Origin of the sequence: Epilithonimonas caeni DSM 17710 (assembly GCF_000426465.1) — a bacterium.
GTDB classification, from domain to species: Bacteria; Bacteroidota; Bacteroidia; order Flavobacteriales; family Weeksellaceae; genus Epilithonimonas; species Epilithonimonas caeni.
In genome coordinates, this window is the sequence record NZ_AUFK01000009.1 from 872246 (window position 1) to 890386 (window position 18141).

Genomic DNA, 18141 nt, shown 5'->3' on the forward strand with positions numbered 1-18141 from the left:
CAAAAACTTCTCAATTTTACATCTTGAAAACACGTAAGATCTAAATGGAATTGAATATGAAAAAGTACAGGAATATTATATTTTACACGGTTACAATTGCGTTTTTCTCCTGTCTGGTATATTGGTTTCTGATAGAAGGAAAAACGTTGGAAGCTGGCGAAAATATTGTCATCAAAGAATCAAAAGGAACGATGTGGGAGAACTTCGTCGAATCCTTTTTGACCAATCTCCATCATCCGTTAGCTTTGCTTTTGGTTCAAATCGTAACAATTATTCTGGTGGCGAGGTTGTTTGGTTGGATCTGTATGAAACTGAAACAGCCTTCTGTAATCGGAGAAATGATTGCGGGCATTGTTCTCGGACCTTCACTTTTAGGATTGTATTTTCCGGAATTTTCCGCTTTCCTTTTTCCAAAAGAATCGCTTCCTAACTTGCAGTTTTTGAGCCAAATCGGGTTGATTCTTTTCATGTATATCGTCGGGATGGAATTGGATTTGAGCGTTCTTAGAAAAAAAGCACACGACGCGGTTGTCATCAGTCACGCAAGTATCATTATTCCGTTTGCATTGGGAATTGGATTATCTTATTTCATTTATAAAGAATTTGCGCCGGACGGAGTTCAGTTCAGTTCATTTGCGTTATTTATTGCGATTGCGATGAGTATTACGGCTTTTCCGGTTCTGGCAAGAATCGTCCAGGAGCGTAATCTCCAAAAAACAAAACTAGGAACTATCGTTATCACTTGTGCAGCAGCCGATGACATCACAGCCTGGTGTATTTTGGCCGCTGTAATTGCTATTGTAAAAGCTGGTTCTTTTGCCAGTTCAATCTACGTAATTCTGATGGCGATTGCTTACGTTTTCCTGATGATAAAGATCGTAAGACCTTTCCTGAAAAGAATCGGAGAATTACAGGCTGGAAAAGGAATTATCAATAAATCTATTGTGGCCATCTTCTTTCTGACATTGATCATCTCTTCTTATGCGACAGAGGTTATTGGGATTCACGCATTGTTCGGAGCTTTTATGGCAGGCGCAATTATGCCGGAAAATGTGAAATTCAGAAATCTTTTCATTGAGAAAGTTGAAGATGTTGCATTGGTTTTGCTACTTCCATTATTCTTCGTATTTACAGGTTTGAGAACTCAAATCGGATTGTTAAATGACGGACATCTTTGGATGATTGCCGGATTGATAATCGCAACCGCAGTTACCGGAAAATTCATTGGAAGTGCTTTAACTGCAAAGTTTCTAAGAATCAATTGGAAAGATAGCCTAACCATCGGAGCATTGATGAACACGAGAGGTCTGATGGAATTGATTGTCCTTAATATTGGTTATGACCTAGGCGTTTTGAGTCCTGAAATTTTCGCAATGATGGTGATAATGGCTTTGTTCACAACATTTATGACCGGACCTTCATTAGACTTAATCAATTTTTTGTTTAAAGGGAGAAAATCGATGATTGATGAAGAAGCTGACGAAAATACCGGAAAGTATAAGGTTCTTCTTTCATTTGATACCCCGGAATCCGGAAGTACATTATTGAAATTGGCAGATAATTTCACTCATAAAATGAATGGTAACAAAAGTGTGACCGCGATGAACATTGCATCCGTTGATGAGCTACACGCTTTTGATATCGAAGATCATGAAAAAGATTTATTCGAAAACATCATCGATACTTCCCAAGAACTGAAACTGGAAATCACAACACTTTTCAAAGCTTCAACAGACATCGAAAATGATTTGGTAAACATCACCAACAAAGGCAATTATGATCTGCTTTTGATAATGTTGGGAAAATCGATTTATGAAGGAACGCTGCTTGGAAAATTGCTTGGTTTCACAACTAAAATCATCAATCCGGAAAAATTATTGAATACCGTAAAAGGAAGATCTTACATTTTCAACGCCTCACCTTTTGACGATTTTACCTTGAGCATTCTGGATAAAACCAATATTCCTGTTGGGATAATGGTAGATAAAAACTTTGAAAGTGCAGATAAAATTTTTATTCCGATCTTTGATTTGAGCGATTTTTATCTGGTTGAATATGCCAAACGATTGATCAATAACAACGATTCTCAAGTTATCATTCTGGATGCAGCAGGACAAATCCGCAAGAACACGGAAATCCGTGAATTGATAAGAAACATCGAACATATCGCACCAAATCACATCACACTTTACAACGCGAAAACTATTGAAAAAGATTTCTTAGAATCTCAGGATTTAATGTTGATTAGCAGTAAAAGCTGGAAAAGTCTGATTGACACGAAAAGTCTTTGGCTGTCTGATATTCCATCCACTTTAATTGTTTCAAATCCGTAAGTTAAAAACAACAAAGACACATAGAATTATTGATATTAAAAAGTTTAAATAGTTAATTAAAGACTTTATAAACTATGTGTCTTTGTGGTAAATTATAAAATTTTTAATTTGAATTTTAAGAAATTAATTTCTATCTTCGTTTTGTGAAAACAACAAACAGAACATATTATTACGCAATTTTAACCCTGAAACAGGATTAGGATTCGTATGGAAAAATATTAAAACCTCGTCCTGATGACGGGGTTTTTTGTTTTAAAAACTATTAGAAAAATTTAAAGATGAAACGCTTTGCGTTCCCATCTGACATATAAAAAAATAGAAATTTACTGATGAAAATAGGAATTATCGGAACCGGATTAATCGGAGGTTCTATTGCATTGAAATTAAAAGAGAAAAATTTCACCAATTTTGTTTATGGAATTGACCAGAATGAAGACAACCTTAACAAAGCACTTGAACTCAAAATCATTGATGAAAAAGCAGATCTCGAAACAGGAATCAAAAATTCGGACTTGATTATCATCTCGATTCCGGTAGATTCTGCCAAGAAAATCTTACCTGATGTTTTGGATCTGATCAATGAAAAACAAATTGTGATGGATGTAGGCTCTACAAAATCGGGAATTGTAGATTCTATCAAAAATCATCCAAATAGAAAACGATTTGTGGCTTTTCACCCGATGTGGGGAACGGAAAATTCTGGTCCAAAAGCTGCAACCAAAGACAGCTTTACAGGAAAAGCAGCCGTGATCTGCAACAAAGAAGAATCTGATGAAAATGCTTTGGAAACTGTGGAAAAAATCATTCAAACACTGGAAATGCACCCAGTTTATATGAATGCCGATGCGCACGATATTCACACAGCTTACATTTCGCACATTTCGCATATCACGTCTTATGCATTAGCCAATACCGTTTTGGAAAAAGAACGTGAGGAAGACACGATTTTTCAGCTTGCAAGTTCAGGTTTCTCGAGTACGGTCCGTCTGGCAAAATCCCATCCGGAAATGTGGGTTCCGATTTTCCGTCAGAACAAAGAAAATGTCTTGGATGTTTTGAATGAACATATTACACAGCTTAGAAAATTCAAATCTGCTTTGGAGAAAGAGAATTTTGATTACCTGGAAGAGTTGATCAGAAATGCGAATAAGATTAGGGGGATCTTGGATAAGTAGTTTTCAGATTACGGATTTCCGTAAGAAAAGAATATCAGAATAAATTAGTTTTGTTAGAAACAAACTACTAACAAAATGAAAAAATTATTTTTAGTTGGATTAATTTTAACTCTATTCTTTACTTCTTGCACTTCAAAATGGGAATATAAAACAATTACATTCAAAGGAACTGAGCAAGATGCATTGGCGACGTTTACATCAAAAAAAATTGATATCGCAAATAGCTCTCTTAATTCATTGGGTGATGAAGGATGGGAACTAATTGATGTTTTTTCAAAAATAGAAACCGTTCATCCTAATTTTGGGAATAATGAATATGTAACCGGCTTACAACCCAATGTAAGGACTTCAGAAATTAGTTTTGTATTTAAGCGAAAAAAATAAGACTCATAATCTTTGTCATTCAATAGTAGTTTAGATTCCTACGGAATGACAAAGATTCTAGTTTATTTTAAAATTTTATTTTTATACTGAACCTGCAGCCCTGCTTGAGCGGAAATCCTTTTTACGCAACGTAGTGGAGTGAAAAGATTGACTTCGTCGAACCACTTCGTTAGGTTTGGGAGCGGAAGACGGATCAAGCTGCCAAAATAATTCTATTTATCAAACTGATTCGGGTGTTGTTTCTTGATTTCATCAACTGTTCCGAGAACTTTATCTTTAAGAGAATCCTGGTATTTTTGAAGTTTTTCAGACACTTCGGAATCGGAAGCTCCTATGATTTTTGCAGCGAGAATTCCGGCATTTGCAGCACCATTCAAAGCAACCGTTGCAACAGGAATCCCGGAAGGCATCTGAAGAATCGACAAAACAGAATCCCAACCATCGATAGAATTGCTGGATAAAATCGGAACGCCAATCACAGGCAACGTCGTACAACTGGCAACCATCCCCGGAAGATGAGCCGCACCACCAGCTCCTGCGATGATAACTTTCAGTCCCCGTTCTTTAGCTGTTTTTGCGTAATCGAACATGCGTTCCGGCGTTCTGTGCGCAGAAACGACTGTCAACTCGTAAGGGATTTCAAGAGACTTCAGAAAATCCGCAGCTTGTTGCATTATTGGCAAATCGCTTTGACTGCCCATTATTATTCCGACCATTTCATTTTTTATTAGATGTTCAAAGATAAAAATTTATAGATAAAATCGGAGTTTTTGGAATACCTTTGGCTTTAATTCTTTTTTCAGATAAAACTTTGAGTTCAAAAACCATTATTGCAATCTGCATTGTCGCTATCGTATGGGGCACGACTTTCCTCGGCATCAAAATCGGAGTAGAAACTGTTCCGCCTTGGTTTGTTGCGGGATTTCGTCAGTTTTTAGCAGCCATAATCCTAATTCCTATTTTGATTTACACCAAAAACCTGAAATGGATCGGTTGGAGAAATTTCAGAATCCAGATTACACTTTCAGCATTAATGCTGGTTGGAGCCAATGGTTTAACGACCGTTGCAGAGGAAAATCTGACGAGCAGCCTGACATCTTTGATCAGTGCACTTTCTCCGATTTTTATTTTTGTTGCGAGTATGGCAATCGGAATGGAAAAATTCACTTACCGGACAATGGTTGGACTTCTGATGGGCTTTTTTGGTATCCTTTTCATTTTCTGGGATGGCATCAATGACCTGATGAATCCTAACTACAGATTGGGATTGCTGATTCTGATCATCGCATTGATGTGTTGGGGACTGGGGACCATTTATACGAAGAAAATAAATGTCGGGAACAATAATCTCTTCCTGAATCTCTTTTACCAGTTTTCATTTGCAGGAATTGTACAACTGATATTTGCATTCTCATTTTCAGAAACGATCGATGTTTCAACTTGGTCTGTAAAAAGTATTTCTGCAATTATATATTTGGCTATTTTTGGCTCGGTGATTGCTTTTTTCTCCTATCATTATCTGCTGAGAACATTGCTTCCGACACAGGTCTCTATTTTGTCCTATGTTAATACAATCATCAGTATTTTCCTAAGCTGGCTGATTCTGGATGAGGTTATTTCTGCTAAATTCATTATTGCTACGGCCTGCATCATCGGTGGGGTCTTCATCATTAATTACAAACCGGGGATGTTGAAATTTAAATTAATGCAGAAATATTTGAAACGATAAAAATTCTTATATTTATTACAATTCAATCAAACACATTATAAATAATCTTTTATGAAAAAAATTTTTGTAACAGCTTCCGCAGCTGTATTATTATTCACAACCTCTTGTACAAAAAAAGAGCAAACGGTCGTTATAGACGAAAACAAAGACACAGTTGCTGTGGTAACAACCGAAACCAAAACTCTGACTGAGACTGATGCCAAATCTGCAGTGGACAAAGCACAAGCTGACTTGGATGCGGCCATCAAAAAAGGCGATAAAGATGCTGAAGTGGCTGCAAGAAAAGCCTTGGCCGATGCAAATATGGCTTGGGAAAATACCAAAACCGCTGTCGGCAATGCAGCACAGGACGTAAAAAAAGGCGTTGATAATGTCGTTGACAAAACAAAAGTGGCTGCACAAGATGCAAAACAAGATATCAAAGACGCAGCGAAAGACACAAAGCAGGCCATTAACAAAACAACTCAAGATGCCAAAGAAGCTACAAAAAAGGCTACTGATGATGCAAAAGATGCTTATAACAATGCTTTGGAAAAAGCCAAGGCAAAGTAATTTTTTTAAATAAGAAACGGTCAGATTTATCTGACCGTTTCTTATGCTATAACTTTCACCAAGGATTTGATGTGAATCAATTTCTCCATCAATTCTTCCCTGGAATCTGCCAGAACATTGATATGACCCATTTTTCTTCCAGGCTTTGTTTCAGTTTTACCGTAAAGGTGAACATAGGTTTTTGGGAGTTTCAAGACATCTTCAAGGCCTTCATACCTCACTTTTCCTGAATAATTTTCCTCACCGACAAGATTCAGCATTCCTGAGAATCCGAAGTTACCTGTATCCGCCAAAGGTAAATTTTTAACAACTCTGTAAAATTGCTCAAATTGGGAATTCGCATTTCCTTCCTGCGATTGATGTCCTGAGTTGTGGAGTCTCGGCGCCGTTTCATTCACCCAAACTTTCCCGTTTTTGTCAAGGAACAGTTCAATCGCGAAAAGTCCTGCAGAATCTGCACTTCTTATGAATTGACTGGTAATCAAATCAATCTGTTTCTGAGTTTCCTCAGAAATATCGGCCGGACAAATATTGAAATCGAGAAGATTCAGTTTTGGGTCGGCAACCATTTCGGTCACGGGAAACGTTTTGATTTCGCCATTTTCATTTTTAGCGACAATCACAGACAATTCTTTATCGATGTCAATCAGATTTTCCAAAACAGATTCCTGAGTCCAAAGGTTTTTCCAATCCTGATCTGAACGAATCAACTGAACACCTTTTCCGTCGTAACCGCCTGTATTCAGTTTTTGGACGAAAGGATTCTGGATTTTGATTTCATCCTCACTTCCATCCATAATTTCAAATTCTGGGGACGGAATTCTGTTTTCTTCATAGAATTTTTTCTGAAGGATCTTCTGTTGAATGATTTTGATGATTTTAGAATTCGGAACTACTTTTACGCCTTGATTTTCCAGTTCTTCAAGCGCATCTGCACTAACATGTTCTATTTCAATCGTCACCACATCTTTGTCTCTTCCGAATTCCAAAACGGTATCATAGTCATTGAAATCCCCTCTTGTGAAATGTGAAATATTGGCACAGGAACACTCTGGATTTGGGTCGAGAACATAGAATTCATCATCATATTTTAATGCTTCCTGAATGAACATTCTTCCCAATTGTCCCCCTCCTAAAATTCCGATTTTCATAATTTACTTTTTTACTTTCTTTTATTTTTTAGATTTATTTACTTTTTACAATTATCCTTTCTTCTCGTATCAATAATGTATTGGATTTTCCATTCGTCATTCGATTTTACCAATTGGAAAGAATTGACACCACAATGTGAAAGCTGTCCTTTGTAATAAAACTCATAAGATGTCCAAACGGAAGCCAGATTTCCGTCGATCAGGATATTCGAGAAAGTGATTCTCTCATCCAGACTTCCTTTTTCGGCCTTGGAAATACTTAATGCAAAATCATTGATGCTTTCATTTTTAACTTCAGCTGTTTTTGTGATGGTCTGCAATACAGCATTCTTATGAAATGATTTTTTGATCAATACAGAATCCGAAGTTCTCATTCCGTTAAACAACTGATCAACTGTTGATTTAATAGATTCTTCGTCAGATTTTTGAGCTGAAAAATTTGGGAAAAATGCCAATGATAAAATTAGGATATAGATACTTTTCAAAATCTTTATAATATGTTGAACAAAAATATTCAAAATGTTTTAATAATAAAGATTCTTCTATTTTTTTTATGATTAAAAGCTCTATTTAAATATTGATGTAATATCTATCATCGTTTAATAGATTGAAGTTTCTATTTTATTGGTTGGATCCGGACTTAATCTTTCAAAGGGACATTAAAACTTGGATGTTGTTTTTTGAAGGTATATAGTCAGTGTAATTCCTTTCTAAAAAAACCTAGCAATGAACTTAAAGAACATTGCTAGTTGTTTTGATAATATCTATTGCTAAAGCAGGTCTAGTTATCACAGGAACTATAGTTTATCAGGCTGAGGTGATGTTCCTGTACCTGCTACATTTGCGTTCATATTGTAATTTATAACAGGATTCACTGTTGTAAGCATATCCCGCCTATATACAATTATGTTGAGTTTTATATCAACATTTTTTGGATTTTGACTGTCCGGCACCGTAAAAGTACGGCTATGGTTGGGGAGAAACCTCAATCTCCATGTACCATCCTGTATAAAGGCCCTGGCAGAATATAAAGGTATATTGACGTTGCTTCCACTAATGGATACATTAGAACTATCACCACCTCCCCGTATGATATATCCACCAATTGTCAAGTAATAATTGGTGGATGATATACCTGTGTCATAATTTGTCAATCCTGTAAAGTTGACTCCGGTGAATGTATAATTCACGGTGTTGATAGCACTGTAATCAGATGTTTCCGGAACATATCTTTTTATGACCTGGCTTTCATTATCCTTTACAATAAGGTAAGAATTAGAAGACGAACCAAGATAGACTCCTGGATTTTCCAAGTACAATGTATTTGAAAATTTCATATTCCCATTAACATCTAACATTTCCGTAGGATTAGGTTTATTGATACCTACCTGTGCTTTGATTGCAAAAAAAAGCAAAATTGCAATTGTTGTTATATTTTTTTTCATCATTGTGTCTTTAAATTCCACTTGGTGGGGCAGCTGCTTCGCCGGATGTTGCCCCATTTAGATTATATGTTGTAACCGACTCGTCCAAAACTTTATAAAATCTTTTGGATAAAAGAATCACATCAAAATTATAGGTGTATCTTGCACTTGTATATTGTGTACTCAAACTGGGATATCCTATATTGACATGCCAATTGCCCCCGGATTCAAAAGTTCTGATAACAAAACGTCCCTTCATATTTGTATTGGAATAAACTCCGTTGTTTGGCTCATTAATATTGGACGTGCTTGGAACAGCTTCAAAATTGGTGATCAATACCGTATACTTATCAGAAGGAATCTGCAGATTAAGGTCGTTAAGGTCATCTCTGTAAATATTCGACACCGAATATGGCTGTATGATTATTGGTGTATAAAGTGTTTCTACTTTAAAAATTTTACCATTTACAATTGAGGATTGAGGATCGGTACCAAGGATGTCAAACCCTTGAGGGTTGGCTGTGTAATTATTCGGATCTACAAATACAGATGTACCGATTGCCACACTTCCGTTAACATCCAAGGCTTCTGTAGGAGCATCTGTATTGATTCCTACATTTTGTGAAAATAATGCTCCGGAGAGGACCAGAGAAATTATTGATAATTTTTTTTTCATGTGTTTTTATTTAAGGATTCAGGATTGGAGTAGATTCAGTTCCTGAAGAAGTATTACCTAGAGGACGGACTCTTTCTCCAAAAATTTTCACATAGGTCTTTGGATATATTGCGCAAACAAACGTCCATGTACCATTGGTCTGTGAAGACATTTGTGAATAATCGGCATATAAGTTCCAGAAACCGTTGAAATCTATCACGCCAAAGGACGGCAATGACAGAATACCTGAACTACCCAGATAGATGTCTCTATCAAAATAGGCGGATAGAATGACAAGAGAGTAATCCGTGGTGTTAATTTTTGTATTAAACCTTTCAACCCAATCCCCACTGACATTCTGCAACTTGTAAGTTGCAATAGTGGCTATACCTGGTGCTCCGGGCACTCTGGGATCTATTCTTTTAATCCCATTATCGGAAACATCTTGGGTCAGCAACAAATATCTGTCTTTCTCTTCCAGAGTTAGCCCATCTATAGTCCCTGCAATGATATTATCAGACTTGAAACTACCATTGACATCAAGGTCAGTTCTTGGAGAAGGTGTATTAATACCTACTTGTGCATTTGAATCAAGAAATGATAATGCAAAAAGCAGTAAAAAAAATTTTTTTTTCAATTTTGTGTGTTTTTAGAATTATACTATATTATTACATTGTGATTCTGAGATTTAACAAAAAAATTTACCACGGGACTCATAATATATAATCAAGTCTTACTGACTTGCCCTTATATATAATTTGAGAGCAAAGGAATAAATTAAACTCTTTAATTAGGAAAAAACAGGTACCAAACAGATACCACATCAATACCTCAGCAATACTAACCCAATAGCAGTCAGTCACTTAATATTATTGAACCAGACATAAATGTCTATATTAGAATCTATGCTAAGTTTTTTCCGTATTCTGTTTTTGCGATTTTGAACAGCCTTTGGCGTTACAAATGTATAGGTAGCAATATCTTTTGTAGAAAAATTTAGCTTCAGGTAAGCACAAAAAGTCAGTTCAGATGTTTTTAGCTTTGGTTCTATTTCCAGAAGTTTTTCGATAAAACTTGGATAATACTCCTTGAATCTGAATAAAAAATCCGAGGAATTATCCCTTGCAAGAGAGATTATTTCTTCATAAGAATCTACACTAAGCACATCTTGGGACAAAACAACATCTTGCATTACTTCATTTATTTTGAATTCAGTATATCTGATTTTTTTTAAAACAAATATCAAAATGATTATTATGGCTATCAAAAGTATGGCGATAGATACTATCATTTTTTTTTATTTTTTCACGTATTATATTATTCGAACGAAAGTGTTATTCCACAAGCTTGAGCATCACAAGTTAAAAAACAAGGAATCTATTTTTCATCTTATAATATTGGGAATCAGATCGAGGTGGCAACCATTCGAATTTTTTACAATTATCTGTTTGTTTTTTGGCCGGCTGCTATCCCAATCGCAGGCATATCTTATGATATATTATTGAACCATAGGCGTCCATTAGGAACACATCCTCCCGACTAAGGGGGCCATATACCACTTAAAAACAAATTGGAAATTATCAATAACACCTCTATAGACAAATGATGTGTGAATACATTTGACCCTTTTGGGAAAAAACTGGGATGAAAGTTGCACTTCTGAAAAGACTTCTGAGAAAACGCTGAAGTATCCTCATTTTCTACATCGAGAATAGAAACAGATAAAACGCAATATTTAAATAAACCACTACAAAAAAGTACATACCACATAAATACCATCAAGCTTCTCACTATTTCAATTTTTGAAAGCAACACAAAGAAATAGAATCATAAATCACCATAAAAAAAAGCACATACCACATAAATACCATACAGGTACTCAATATTAAATTCTTCTACCAATAGAAAACTTTTTGTTTATATATAAAACAGTAATAATGAAAACATTAAACAACAGACATTGAGTGATTATTAATAAATTCACATACTTAAGATTATCATGGTTTTTTGATTAAAAAATTTTTATTAGTTCAGAAATTGCCTTAACTCTATTATCAAATAAAATTGTCATATTTATAAAGCCGGACATTCCTTTTTCTGCAACCCTGATTAATTTTTTTTTAAAAATAAAAATAAATCATTATTATTATTTAGCACAATATTAGTCATTTTATAACGCCATAAAATAGATAAATTTATCTGAAAATACTACACAAACAATAATTACTAGTTTTTTTGTGTACACAAATAATCCTTTTTATATTTGCGAGATGTCAGAAATCATAATTCTTTTTATTGGAGCGATTGCTGCCGGATTGATGGGGTCTCTTACCGGCCTGGGTGGCGGTGTCATCATTATCCCACTTCTCACACTTGGTTTTGGCGTTCCGATGCATTATGCGATCGGCGCTTCCCTGGTCTCGGTTATCGGAACCTCTTCCGGTGCTGCAGTAGCTTTTGTAAAAGAAGGTTTTACGAATATGCGAATCGGGATGTTTCTGGAAATTGCAACTACTGCTGGTGCTGTAACCGGTGCATTGGTCTCTGGGTTCCTGAATCCAAATACAATCGGAATTATCTTCGCAAGTATCTTGATTTTGACAGTTTTATTGAATCTAAAAGGAAAACCTGATCATCAAGAAGAATTAGTAAAAGGAAGTTTTGCTGAAAAACTTAAACTTTATGGGACTTTCCCGGATAAAGATGGTATTAAACATTATGCGTCCCGAAATACAATTCCGGGATTTTTGATGATGGTTTTTGCTGGTGCAATGTCAGGACTTTTAGGAATAGGGTCAGGTGCTTTGAAGGTTCTTGCGATGGACAATATGATGAAATTACCTTTCAAGGTTTCTACAACCACGAGTAATTTTATGATTGGGGTAACTGCTGTTGCAGGCGCTTTGATCTATTTCCAAAGAGGGCAGATCATCCCTGTGATCGCTGCCCCGGTTTTGATTGGCGTGGTTGTCGGGAGTTTTATCGGTTCCAAAACTTTGATGATTTCCAAAACGAAAAAACTGAAAGTTTTCTTCGCAATCGTGATCACGATTCTTTCGATTTATATGATGTATAATGGTATTGCCAAAAATTTCAGCTAAATGAGAACAAGACCGTTTACAGATGTTGACCTTAACCGTTCAGTTGGAAACCTTCTGAGATTGGGCGTTATTCTTTCCGTAGTTACATCTTTGATTGGCTTCATCAAACTTTTCACTGAAGGTTTTGTCATGCCGAAAAAGTATAAAATGTTGGATATGGGAAGTTCGTCAGAAAAAGTTTGGGGTCATTTTTGGGATTCGCTTTGTAAAGGCGAAGGAATGGCAATTATCCAGCTGGGTATCTTACTTCTGATTTTGACACCATTAGTAAGAATTATCTTTGCCTTGATCGGGTATTTGAAGGAGAAAGACTATGTTTATGTTATAATTTCTACAATCGTTTTAACAATTATGATCATAAGCTTCTTAACAGGATACGCACACTAATTCTCATAAAATTCCAAAGGTAGATCATCCGGGTCAGAAGTGAAAAAGAATTTCTTATCCGTAAATTCATCGATTCTGATTTCTTCGCAATCCAAACCTTTGGATATTAATTCATTTCGTTTTTCTTCGACATTACGCACTGAAAAAGCAAGATGACGAAGTCCACAACTTTCCGGTCTTGAAGGCCGGGCTGGTGGATTTGGGAAAGAAAATAGTTCGATGACATAATGTTCTCCGATTGCCAGATCCAGCTTGTAGGATTGTCTCTCTTCACGATAAACTTCACGAATGATATTGAGTCCTAAAACCTCTGTATAGAATTTTTTGGAAACTGCGTAATCGGAGCAGATGATGGCGATGTGGTGGATCTGCATATTTTTTATTTCGATCCCTCTTTTACTTTCTCCAAATAATCACCTTCCAAGTCCTTCAGTTGTTTGAAGTAATTTTCTTTATCCATAAACAATTTCGGATTGTAAGCATCTCCAGATTTACGTTTCTCGTGCAAATCGAATTGGCTTGCGTGCGAAGCGACCCAAACATCAAAATCCAATTTTTTCATCGCATCCAAAGTGTATGCATAATCCTTTTGAATATTGGGATAAGTGTGGACATCAGAAAATTTGTGGTCGATAATAATGGATGGCATATTCGCAATCAAAACTTTATAAGTTCTGTCTTTATCTTTGGTTTCGAAGATAAAACTACAAGAACCCTTTGTGTGTCCCGGATGATGGAGTAAGGTCAGAGTCGTATTTCCTAATTTGATTTTGTCATTATTTTTCAGAAGAAAATCTGGATTTAAAGGTTTAAAAGTCACGCCATACTTCCCTAATTCGTAATCCGATTTTCCACCGGATCTCAGTTCTGCTAATTCAGCTTCGTCAACATATAGTTTTGCGCCCGTTTCTTTTCTGATGTCAGCCATTGCGCCCATATGGTCAAAATGGGCCTGGGTCAGAGTAAGGATTTTGATGTCCTTATATTTGAATCCCAACTTCTCAATATTCGCTTTGATTTGCGGATAAGAATCGGCTAAACCCGTATTGATGAGGATATTTCCTTTGTTTGTAACAATAAGATAGGATGCCAGATCATAAGTTCCGACATAATACAGATTCCCGACAATTCTGAATGGTTCATAAGGCTGCGACCATTTTTCAGGGTTATTTTTTGGTTCTGTGACGGTTTGTGCAATTCCGAAAAAGGAAATGATTACGAAAAATAGTATTGTGATTTTTTTCAATTTCTTTTTTTTTAAAGATTAATAATTATCCAGCATTTTGTCATTCCGTAGGAATCTAAACTGTTGTGCTTTTCTGTGTTGAGATTCCTACGGAATGACAAACATTATGGTTAAATGCTCAATCAATTTTCACTTCTTAACTTCCAGCCTCTATTTTCTGATTTTTCTAAAACCTCATCACATCTTTCACTACTCCACCTTTTTGAGTCAACGGAATCAGTTCTGTTTTGATGAAATCTGTGATTCTGTCGTTGTCGATATCATTCGGGAAAAGAAGATGAACATTCGCTCCAGCGTCTAATGTGAAGAACAAAGCTAAACCTGTGATTTTTCTAAATTCCCAAATCTTATTGATAACTTCCAAAGTTCCTGTTTTCATCAAAATGAAAGCCGGCTCGCTCATCATCATCATGGCGTGAAGTGTTAAAGCTTCGTGTTCTACTAACTTGATAAAACCTTCCATATCGCCGGATGAAAGAATCGTTTTAAGTTTGGTAAAATTCTCGTGAGCTTCCTGGAAACGTCTATCGGCGTAAGGATTAGTGTTCATTAATCCGTGACCAACAGTTGAAGAAACAGATTTCTGACCTTCGTGAATCAACAACACCCAATCGTTGAAGTTTTTGAAAATCGGATGGATTTCGTCATTCGGATATTGGACAGCAAATAAATCCGAGCTTCCTTCCACTTCTTCGGTTTTCCCCCAAACAACTAGCCCTTCATAAAGACTTCTGCAAGCACTACCGCTTCCTAATCTTGCCAAAAAGCTGGCTTTTTGGTTGATGGTTGATGGTTGATGGTTGTCAGCCTGAGGCTCTCGAAGGCTTTTAGTTTCTGTCAGGCTGAGGCTCTGGAAGCCTTCTTTAATTGAAAAAATCTCATCCAGATTCATCAGACATTTTGCGATTGCTCCAAAACCTGAAGCGGAACTTGCAATTCCTGAACTGTGAGGAAACGTGTTCTCTGTTTTGATGATGTATTTTCCCTTCAGAATCCAAGGCAAATATGGCTCAATATTTTTGAAATATTTCTCAATTTTCTCAGCGAATTTTTTTTCTTCATTTCCTGCTAAAAAAGTCTGAACAGAAAAATCTTCTCCGGCAAAAAACTCCATCGTCGTATTGGTTCTGCAATGGTTCAAAGTATAGCTGATACTTGGATTGGCAGGAATCTGATTTTCGTATTTTCCCCAATATTTAATCAGTGCGATATTAGAAGGACAGCTTGCGGAAACGAGTTGATTGGATATCTGGAATTGGGAATTTCCCAAAAATTCTTGAGTCATAGTTTGGATTTTAGCGAATTGCTTTTGTTGCGCAAATTTAATTATTTTAAATTCGACTTTGGGGTTTTGAAACGCAAAGTCCGCAAAGATTTTTTGAAATTATTAAAAAAATTTTTAAGGTTCGCAAAGGCACTTCGCCAAGCTCAACATAAACTACAAATTCAGCAAAGAAATTAATATCATATTTTGAACATCTTGTCCTGTAACATTTTTATCTTTTTTAAACTAATTTTGTGAGGCTTTAAAAATCGTCAAAAGAAAGACGAAACCTCAACATAGCCCCGATGGTAGCGGCATCCTTTTTTGTTTTTTCCGAAAACAAAAAAGATATAGCGGACAGCGGGTTGAAAAAGTGAACCGAAGGACCAATCTTATTGCTCCTAAAAAAATAAAATATCTGTATGCTGAGAGCAGAACATATCAAAAAAACATACAACGCCAGTAAGAAAATTGCGCTTCAGGATTTTTCGATTGAAGTTCCGACTGCCAGTATTTATGGGCTTTTGGGACCAAATGGCGCCGGAAAAACGTCGTTTATCCGAATCATTAATCAAATCACTCAAGCTGATGAGGGGAATGTTTGGATCGATGGCGAAAAACTGAATCCGGAACATATCCGCAATATTGGTTATATGCCGGAAGAACGCGGCCTTTACAAAAATATGACTGTAGGCGACCAGCTTTTGTATTTTGGGGAACTGAAAGGAATGTCCCGACAGGAAGCGCTTTCGCAAGCGAAATTCTGGTTTGAGCAACTGAACATCGACCAATGGTGGAAGAAAAAGCTGAGCGAACTGTCCAAAGGAATGGCGCAGAAAATCCAGTTTGTGGTAACGGTTCTGCATCGTCCGAAATTGCTGATTCTGGATGAGCCTTTTTCTGGTTTTGACCCTGTGAATGCAAACCTCATCAAAGAACAGATCATCCGTCTGAAAAACGAAGGAACAACCATCATCCTATCAACGCACCGAATGGAAAGTGTAGAGGAAATGTGTGATTTTGTGGCGCTTATCAACAATTCTAAGAAAGTTCTGGACGGGAAAGTTTTTGATGTTCGGGAACAATTCAAGCAGAATGTTTTTTCTGTGGTTTTATCGGATGTGAATTCTGAAAACCTGGAAGAACTGACGAGAAAATATCAAATCGAAAATCTTGGAACAGCGAATGGTCTTTTCAATTTTGAATTGAAAAATACGGAGAATCAGAATATCCTTTTGCAAGACCTCCTGAAAACCGGAACGATAAGAACTTTTAACGAGAAAATCCCAAGTATGAATGAGGTTTTCATCAATGCCGTGAAATCATAATTGATAATTGATAATCGATAAATGATTTATTTTATACTTAATACATTTTACTTTTTACAAAAAGAATGAAAAATATATTCCTCATAACGAAAAGAGAATTTCTGACGCAGGTCAAGAAAAAATCTTTTATTATCCTGACACTTTTAGCACCGCTTCTGATTATTGGATTTGGTGCTTTGATTGGTTTTATGTTCAAGGCCAACGAAGCGGAATACAAATTTGAAGTGGTTGACAAAAGCGGAATCTTTGCCGGCCAACTGAAGTCTACAAAAGATATTACTTACACTTTTGTCCCAACCAATACGGAAAATGCATTGGTTAAAAATCTGAAAGAACTGAAAGGTTCGGACGGAATTCTCATCATCCCGGAATTGAACGACAAAAATTTTGATGCGTTGGAAAATGGAACAAAATTATTGACCAATAAGAAAATCGGTGTGGATACGAAAAGTGTGGTTTCCAGAGATTTGAGCGAAATTTTGAAAAAAGAAAAAATCAAGATGCTTGGAATTTCCGAGGACAGAATCGTGAATCTTGATAAAAGCTTCAAAATCATTTCTCAAAACGTAACGGAAAGCGACCGACCGGAAAGTGACCTGGCTTTCGGAATCAAGACGGCACTAAGTTTCGGATTGATGTACGTGGTTTTTATGTTCATTATTATCTATGGTGTCAGAGTAATGCGAAGCGTTCTCGAAGAAAAAAACAACCGCGTTGTGGAAATCATCATCTCATCTGTAAAACCATTTGAACTGATGATGGGAAAAATCTTGGGTGTAACCTTGGTGGCTTTGACGCAATTTATCATCTGGATCGCGATGTCTGTGACTGCTGCTTTTTTCCTTAACACGGGATTTGCGGCGATGCAGAAAAATATACCTGCAGAACAAAGCGAAGTAATGAAAAATATGGATTTCCAACAGATCGCAACCGAGGTTTCCCATATTCTTCTGGATATGAATTATATAGGAATTATCGGTGTTTTTGTATTTTTCTTTTTGTTCGGATACATTTTCTACAGCTCTATGTATGCAGCGATTGGAAGTGCGGTTGATAATGAAACGGAAACCCAGCAATTCACAATGTTTGCAATTGTTCCTTTAATGCTCGGACTTTACGGAAGCTTCACAATTATGAATAACCCGGACGGACCGATGGCTTTTTGGTTGTCTATTATCCCGTTTACTTCGCCTGTTGCGATGATTGCGAGAATTCCGTTTGGTGTGCCGCTTTGGGAAATTGCCTTATCAATTTTCCTATTGATCGCTTCTACTCTACTGATGGTTTATATTGCAGCGAAAATCTACCGGGTTGGGATTTTGATGTACGGGAATAAGGCAACTTTGAAGGAGATATGGAAGTGGATCAGGAGTTGATTTTCTTCATTGATAAATTTTCTTTTTATTTGTAGA

19 protein-coding genes are annotated in these 18141 nt (G+C 36.4%); 9 read left to right on the plus strand and 10 right to left on the minus strand.

The window, feature by feature from the left end:
- Window positions 1–56 precede the first annotated feature (56 nt).
- From K319_RS0105225 to K319_RS0105235, 3 genes are all read left to right on the plus strand, one after another.
- On the plus strand, window positions 57–2333 hold the full coding sequence (locus K319_RS0105225) for a cation:proton antiporter (protein WP_027382685.1): 2277 nt from the start codon (window positions 57–59) through the stop codon (window positions 2331–2333).
- Between the two features lie 329 nt (window positions 2334–2662).
- Window positions 2663–3508, plus strand: a complete 846-nt coding sequence (locus K319_RS0105230; protein WP_027382686.1) for a prephenate dehydrogenase — start codon at window positions 2663–2665, stop codon at window positions 3506–3508.
- 75 nt (window positions 3509–3583) lie between these two features.
- A complete protein-coding gene (locus tag K319_RS0105235; RefSeq protein WP_027382687.1) occupies window positions 3584–3892 on the plus strand; it encodes a DUF4177 domain-containing protein in 309 nt (102 codons plus the stop codon).
- A 212-nt stretch (window positions 3893–4104) separates the two neighbouring features.
- Here K319_RS0105235 and purE read toward each other — a convergent pair whose 3' ends face one another.
- Window positions 4105–4608, minus strand: a complete 504-nt coding sequence (purE, locus tag K319_RS0105240; protein WP_027382688.1) for a 5-(carboxyamino)imidazole ribonucleotide mutase — start codon at window positions 4606–4608, stop codon at window positions 4105–4107.
- Between the two features lie 95 nt (window positions 4609–4703).
- On the opposite strand from purE, the gene K319_RS0105245 reads away from it, so the two are divergent.
- A complete protein-coding gene (locus K319_RS0105245) occupies window positions 4704–5621 on the plus strand; it encodes a DMT family transporter (protein ID WP_027382689.1) in 918 nt (305 codons plus the stop codon).
- Window positions 5622–5672: 51 nt separating this feature from the next.
- Window positions 5673–6173 carry a hypothetical protein gene (locus K319_RS20935; RefSeq protein ID WP_051230438.1) on the plus strand — a complete coding sequence of 167 codons (501 nt, stop codon included), beginning with the start codon at window positions 5673–5675 and terminating at the stop codon, window positions 6171–6173.
- Window positions 6174–6214: 41 nt separating this feature from the next.
- Here K319_RS20935 and K319_RS0105255 read toward each other — a convergent pair whose 3' ends face one another.
- The 6 genes from K319_RS0105255 to K319_RS0105280 form a co-directional block, all read right to left on the minus strand.
- Window positions 6215–7324, minus strand: a complete 1110-nt coding sequence (locus K319_RS0105255; RefSeq protein ID WP_027382690.1) for a 5-(carboxyamino)imidazole ribonucleotide synthase — start codon at window positions 7322–7324, stop codon at window positions 6215–6217.
- Between the two features lie 38 nt (window positions 7325–7362).
- A complete protein-coding gene (locus tag K319_RS0105260) occupies window positions 7363–7809 on the minus strand; it encodes a nuclear transport factor 2 family protein (RefSeq protein ID WP_027382691.1) in 447 nt (148 codons plus the stop codon).
- Window positions 7810–8121: 312 nt separating this feature from the next.
- On the minus strand, window positions 8122–8769 hold the full coding sequence (locus K319_RS20940) for a hypothetical protein (RefSeq protein WP_027382692.1): 648 nt from the start codon (window positions 8767–8769) through the stop codon (window positions 8122–8124).
- 10 nt (window positions 8770–8779) lie between these two features.
- Window positions 8780–9424: a hypothetical protein gene (locus K319_RS0105270; protein ID WP_027382693.1), complete on the minus strand. Its 645-nt coding sequence runs from the start codon at window positions 9422–9424 to the stop codon at window positions 8780–8782.
- 10 nt (window positions 9425–9434) lie between these two features.
- Complete coding sequence (locus tag K319_RS0105275) at window positions 9435–10040, minus strand: hypothetical protein (RefSeq protein ID WP_027382694.1); 606 nt, start codon at window positions 10038–10040, stop codon at window positions 9435–9437.
- Window positions 10041–10262: 222 nt separating this feature from the next.
- Window positions 10263–10694, minus strand: a complete 432-nt coding sequence (locus K319_RS0105280; RefSeq protein WP_027382695.1) for a helix-turn-helix transcriptional regulator — start codon at window positions 10692–10694, stop codon at window positions 10263–10265.
- Window positions 10695–11673: 979 nt separating this feature from the next.
- On the opposite strand from K319_RS0105280, the gene K319_RS0105285 reads away from it, so the two are divergent.
- Both K319_RS0105285 and K319_RS0105290 read left to right on the plus strand, forming a co-directional pair.
- A complete protein-coding gene (locus K319_RS0105285) occupies window positions 11674–12504 on the plus strand; it encodes a sulfite exporter TauE/SafE family protein (protein WP_027382696.1) in 831 nt (276 codons plus the stop codon).
- A complete protein-coding gene (locus tag K319_RS0105290; protein ID WP_027382697.1) occupies window positions 12505–12891 on the plus strand; it encodes a DUF1634 domain-containing protein in 387 nt (128 codons plus the stop codon).
- Here K319_RS0105290 and gloA2 read toward each other — a convergent pair.
- From gloA2 to K319_RS0105305, 3 genes are all read right to left on the minus strand, one after another.
- Window positions 12888–13265, minus strand: coding sequence for an SMU1112c/YaeR family gloxylase I-like metalloprotein (gene gloA2, locus K319_RS0105295; protein WP_027382698.1), 378 nt, complete (start codon window positions 13263–13265; stop codon window positions 12888–12890). The genes K319_RS0105290 and gloA2 overlap by 4 nt on opposite strands.
- 5 nt (window positions 13266–13270) lie before the next feature.
- Complete coding sequence (gene blaESP, locus K319_RS0105300; protein ID WP_027382699.1) at window positions 13271–14137, minus strand: ESP-1 family subclass B3 metallo-beta-lactamase; 867 nt, start codon at window positions 14135–14137, stop codon at window positions 13271–13273.
- A 166-nt stretch (window positions 14138–14303) separates the two neighbouring features.
- Entirely contained in the window at window positions 14304–15422 is a 1119-nt protein-coding gene (locus K319_RS0105305; protein ID WP_027382700.1) for a diphosphomevalonate/mevalonate 3,5-bisphosphate decarboxylase family protein, read from the minus strand.
- Between the two features lie 401 nt (window positions 15423–15823).
- On the opposite strand from K319_RS0105305, the gene K319_RS0105310 reads away from it, so the two are divergent.
- Window positions 15824–16729, plus strand: coding sequence for an ABC transporter ATP-binding protein (locus K319_RS0105310; protein WP_027382701.1), 906 nt, complete (start codon window positions 15824–15826; stop codon window positions 16727–16729).
- Between the two features lie 65 nt (window positions 16730–16794).
- Entirely contained in the window at window positions 16795–18105 is a 1311-nt protein-coding gene (locus K319_RS0105315; protein WP_027382702.1) for an ABC transporter permease, read from the plus strand.
- The last annotated feature ends 36 nt before the right edge of the window (window positions 18106–18141 follow it).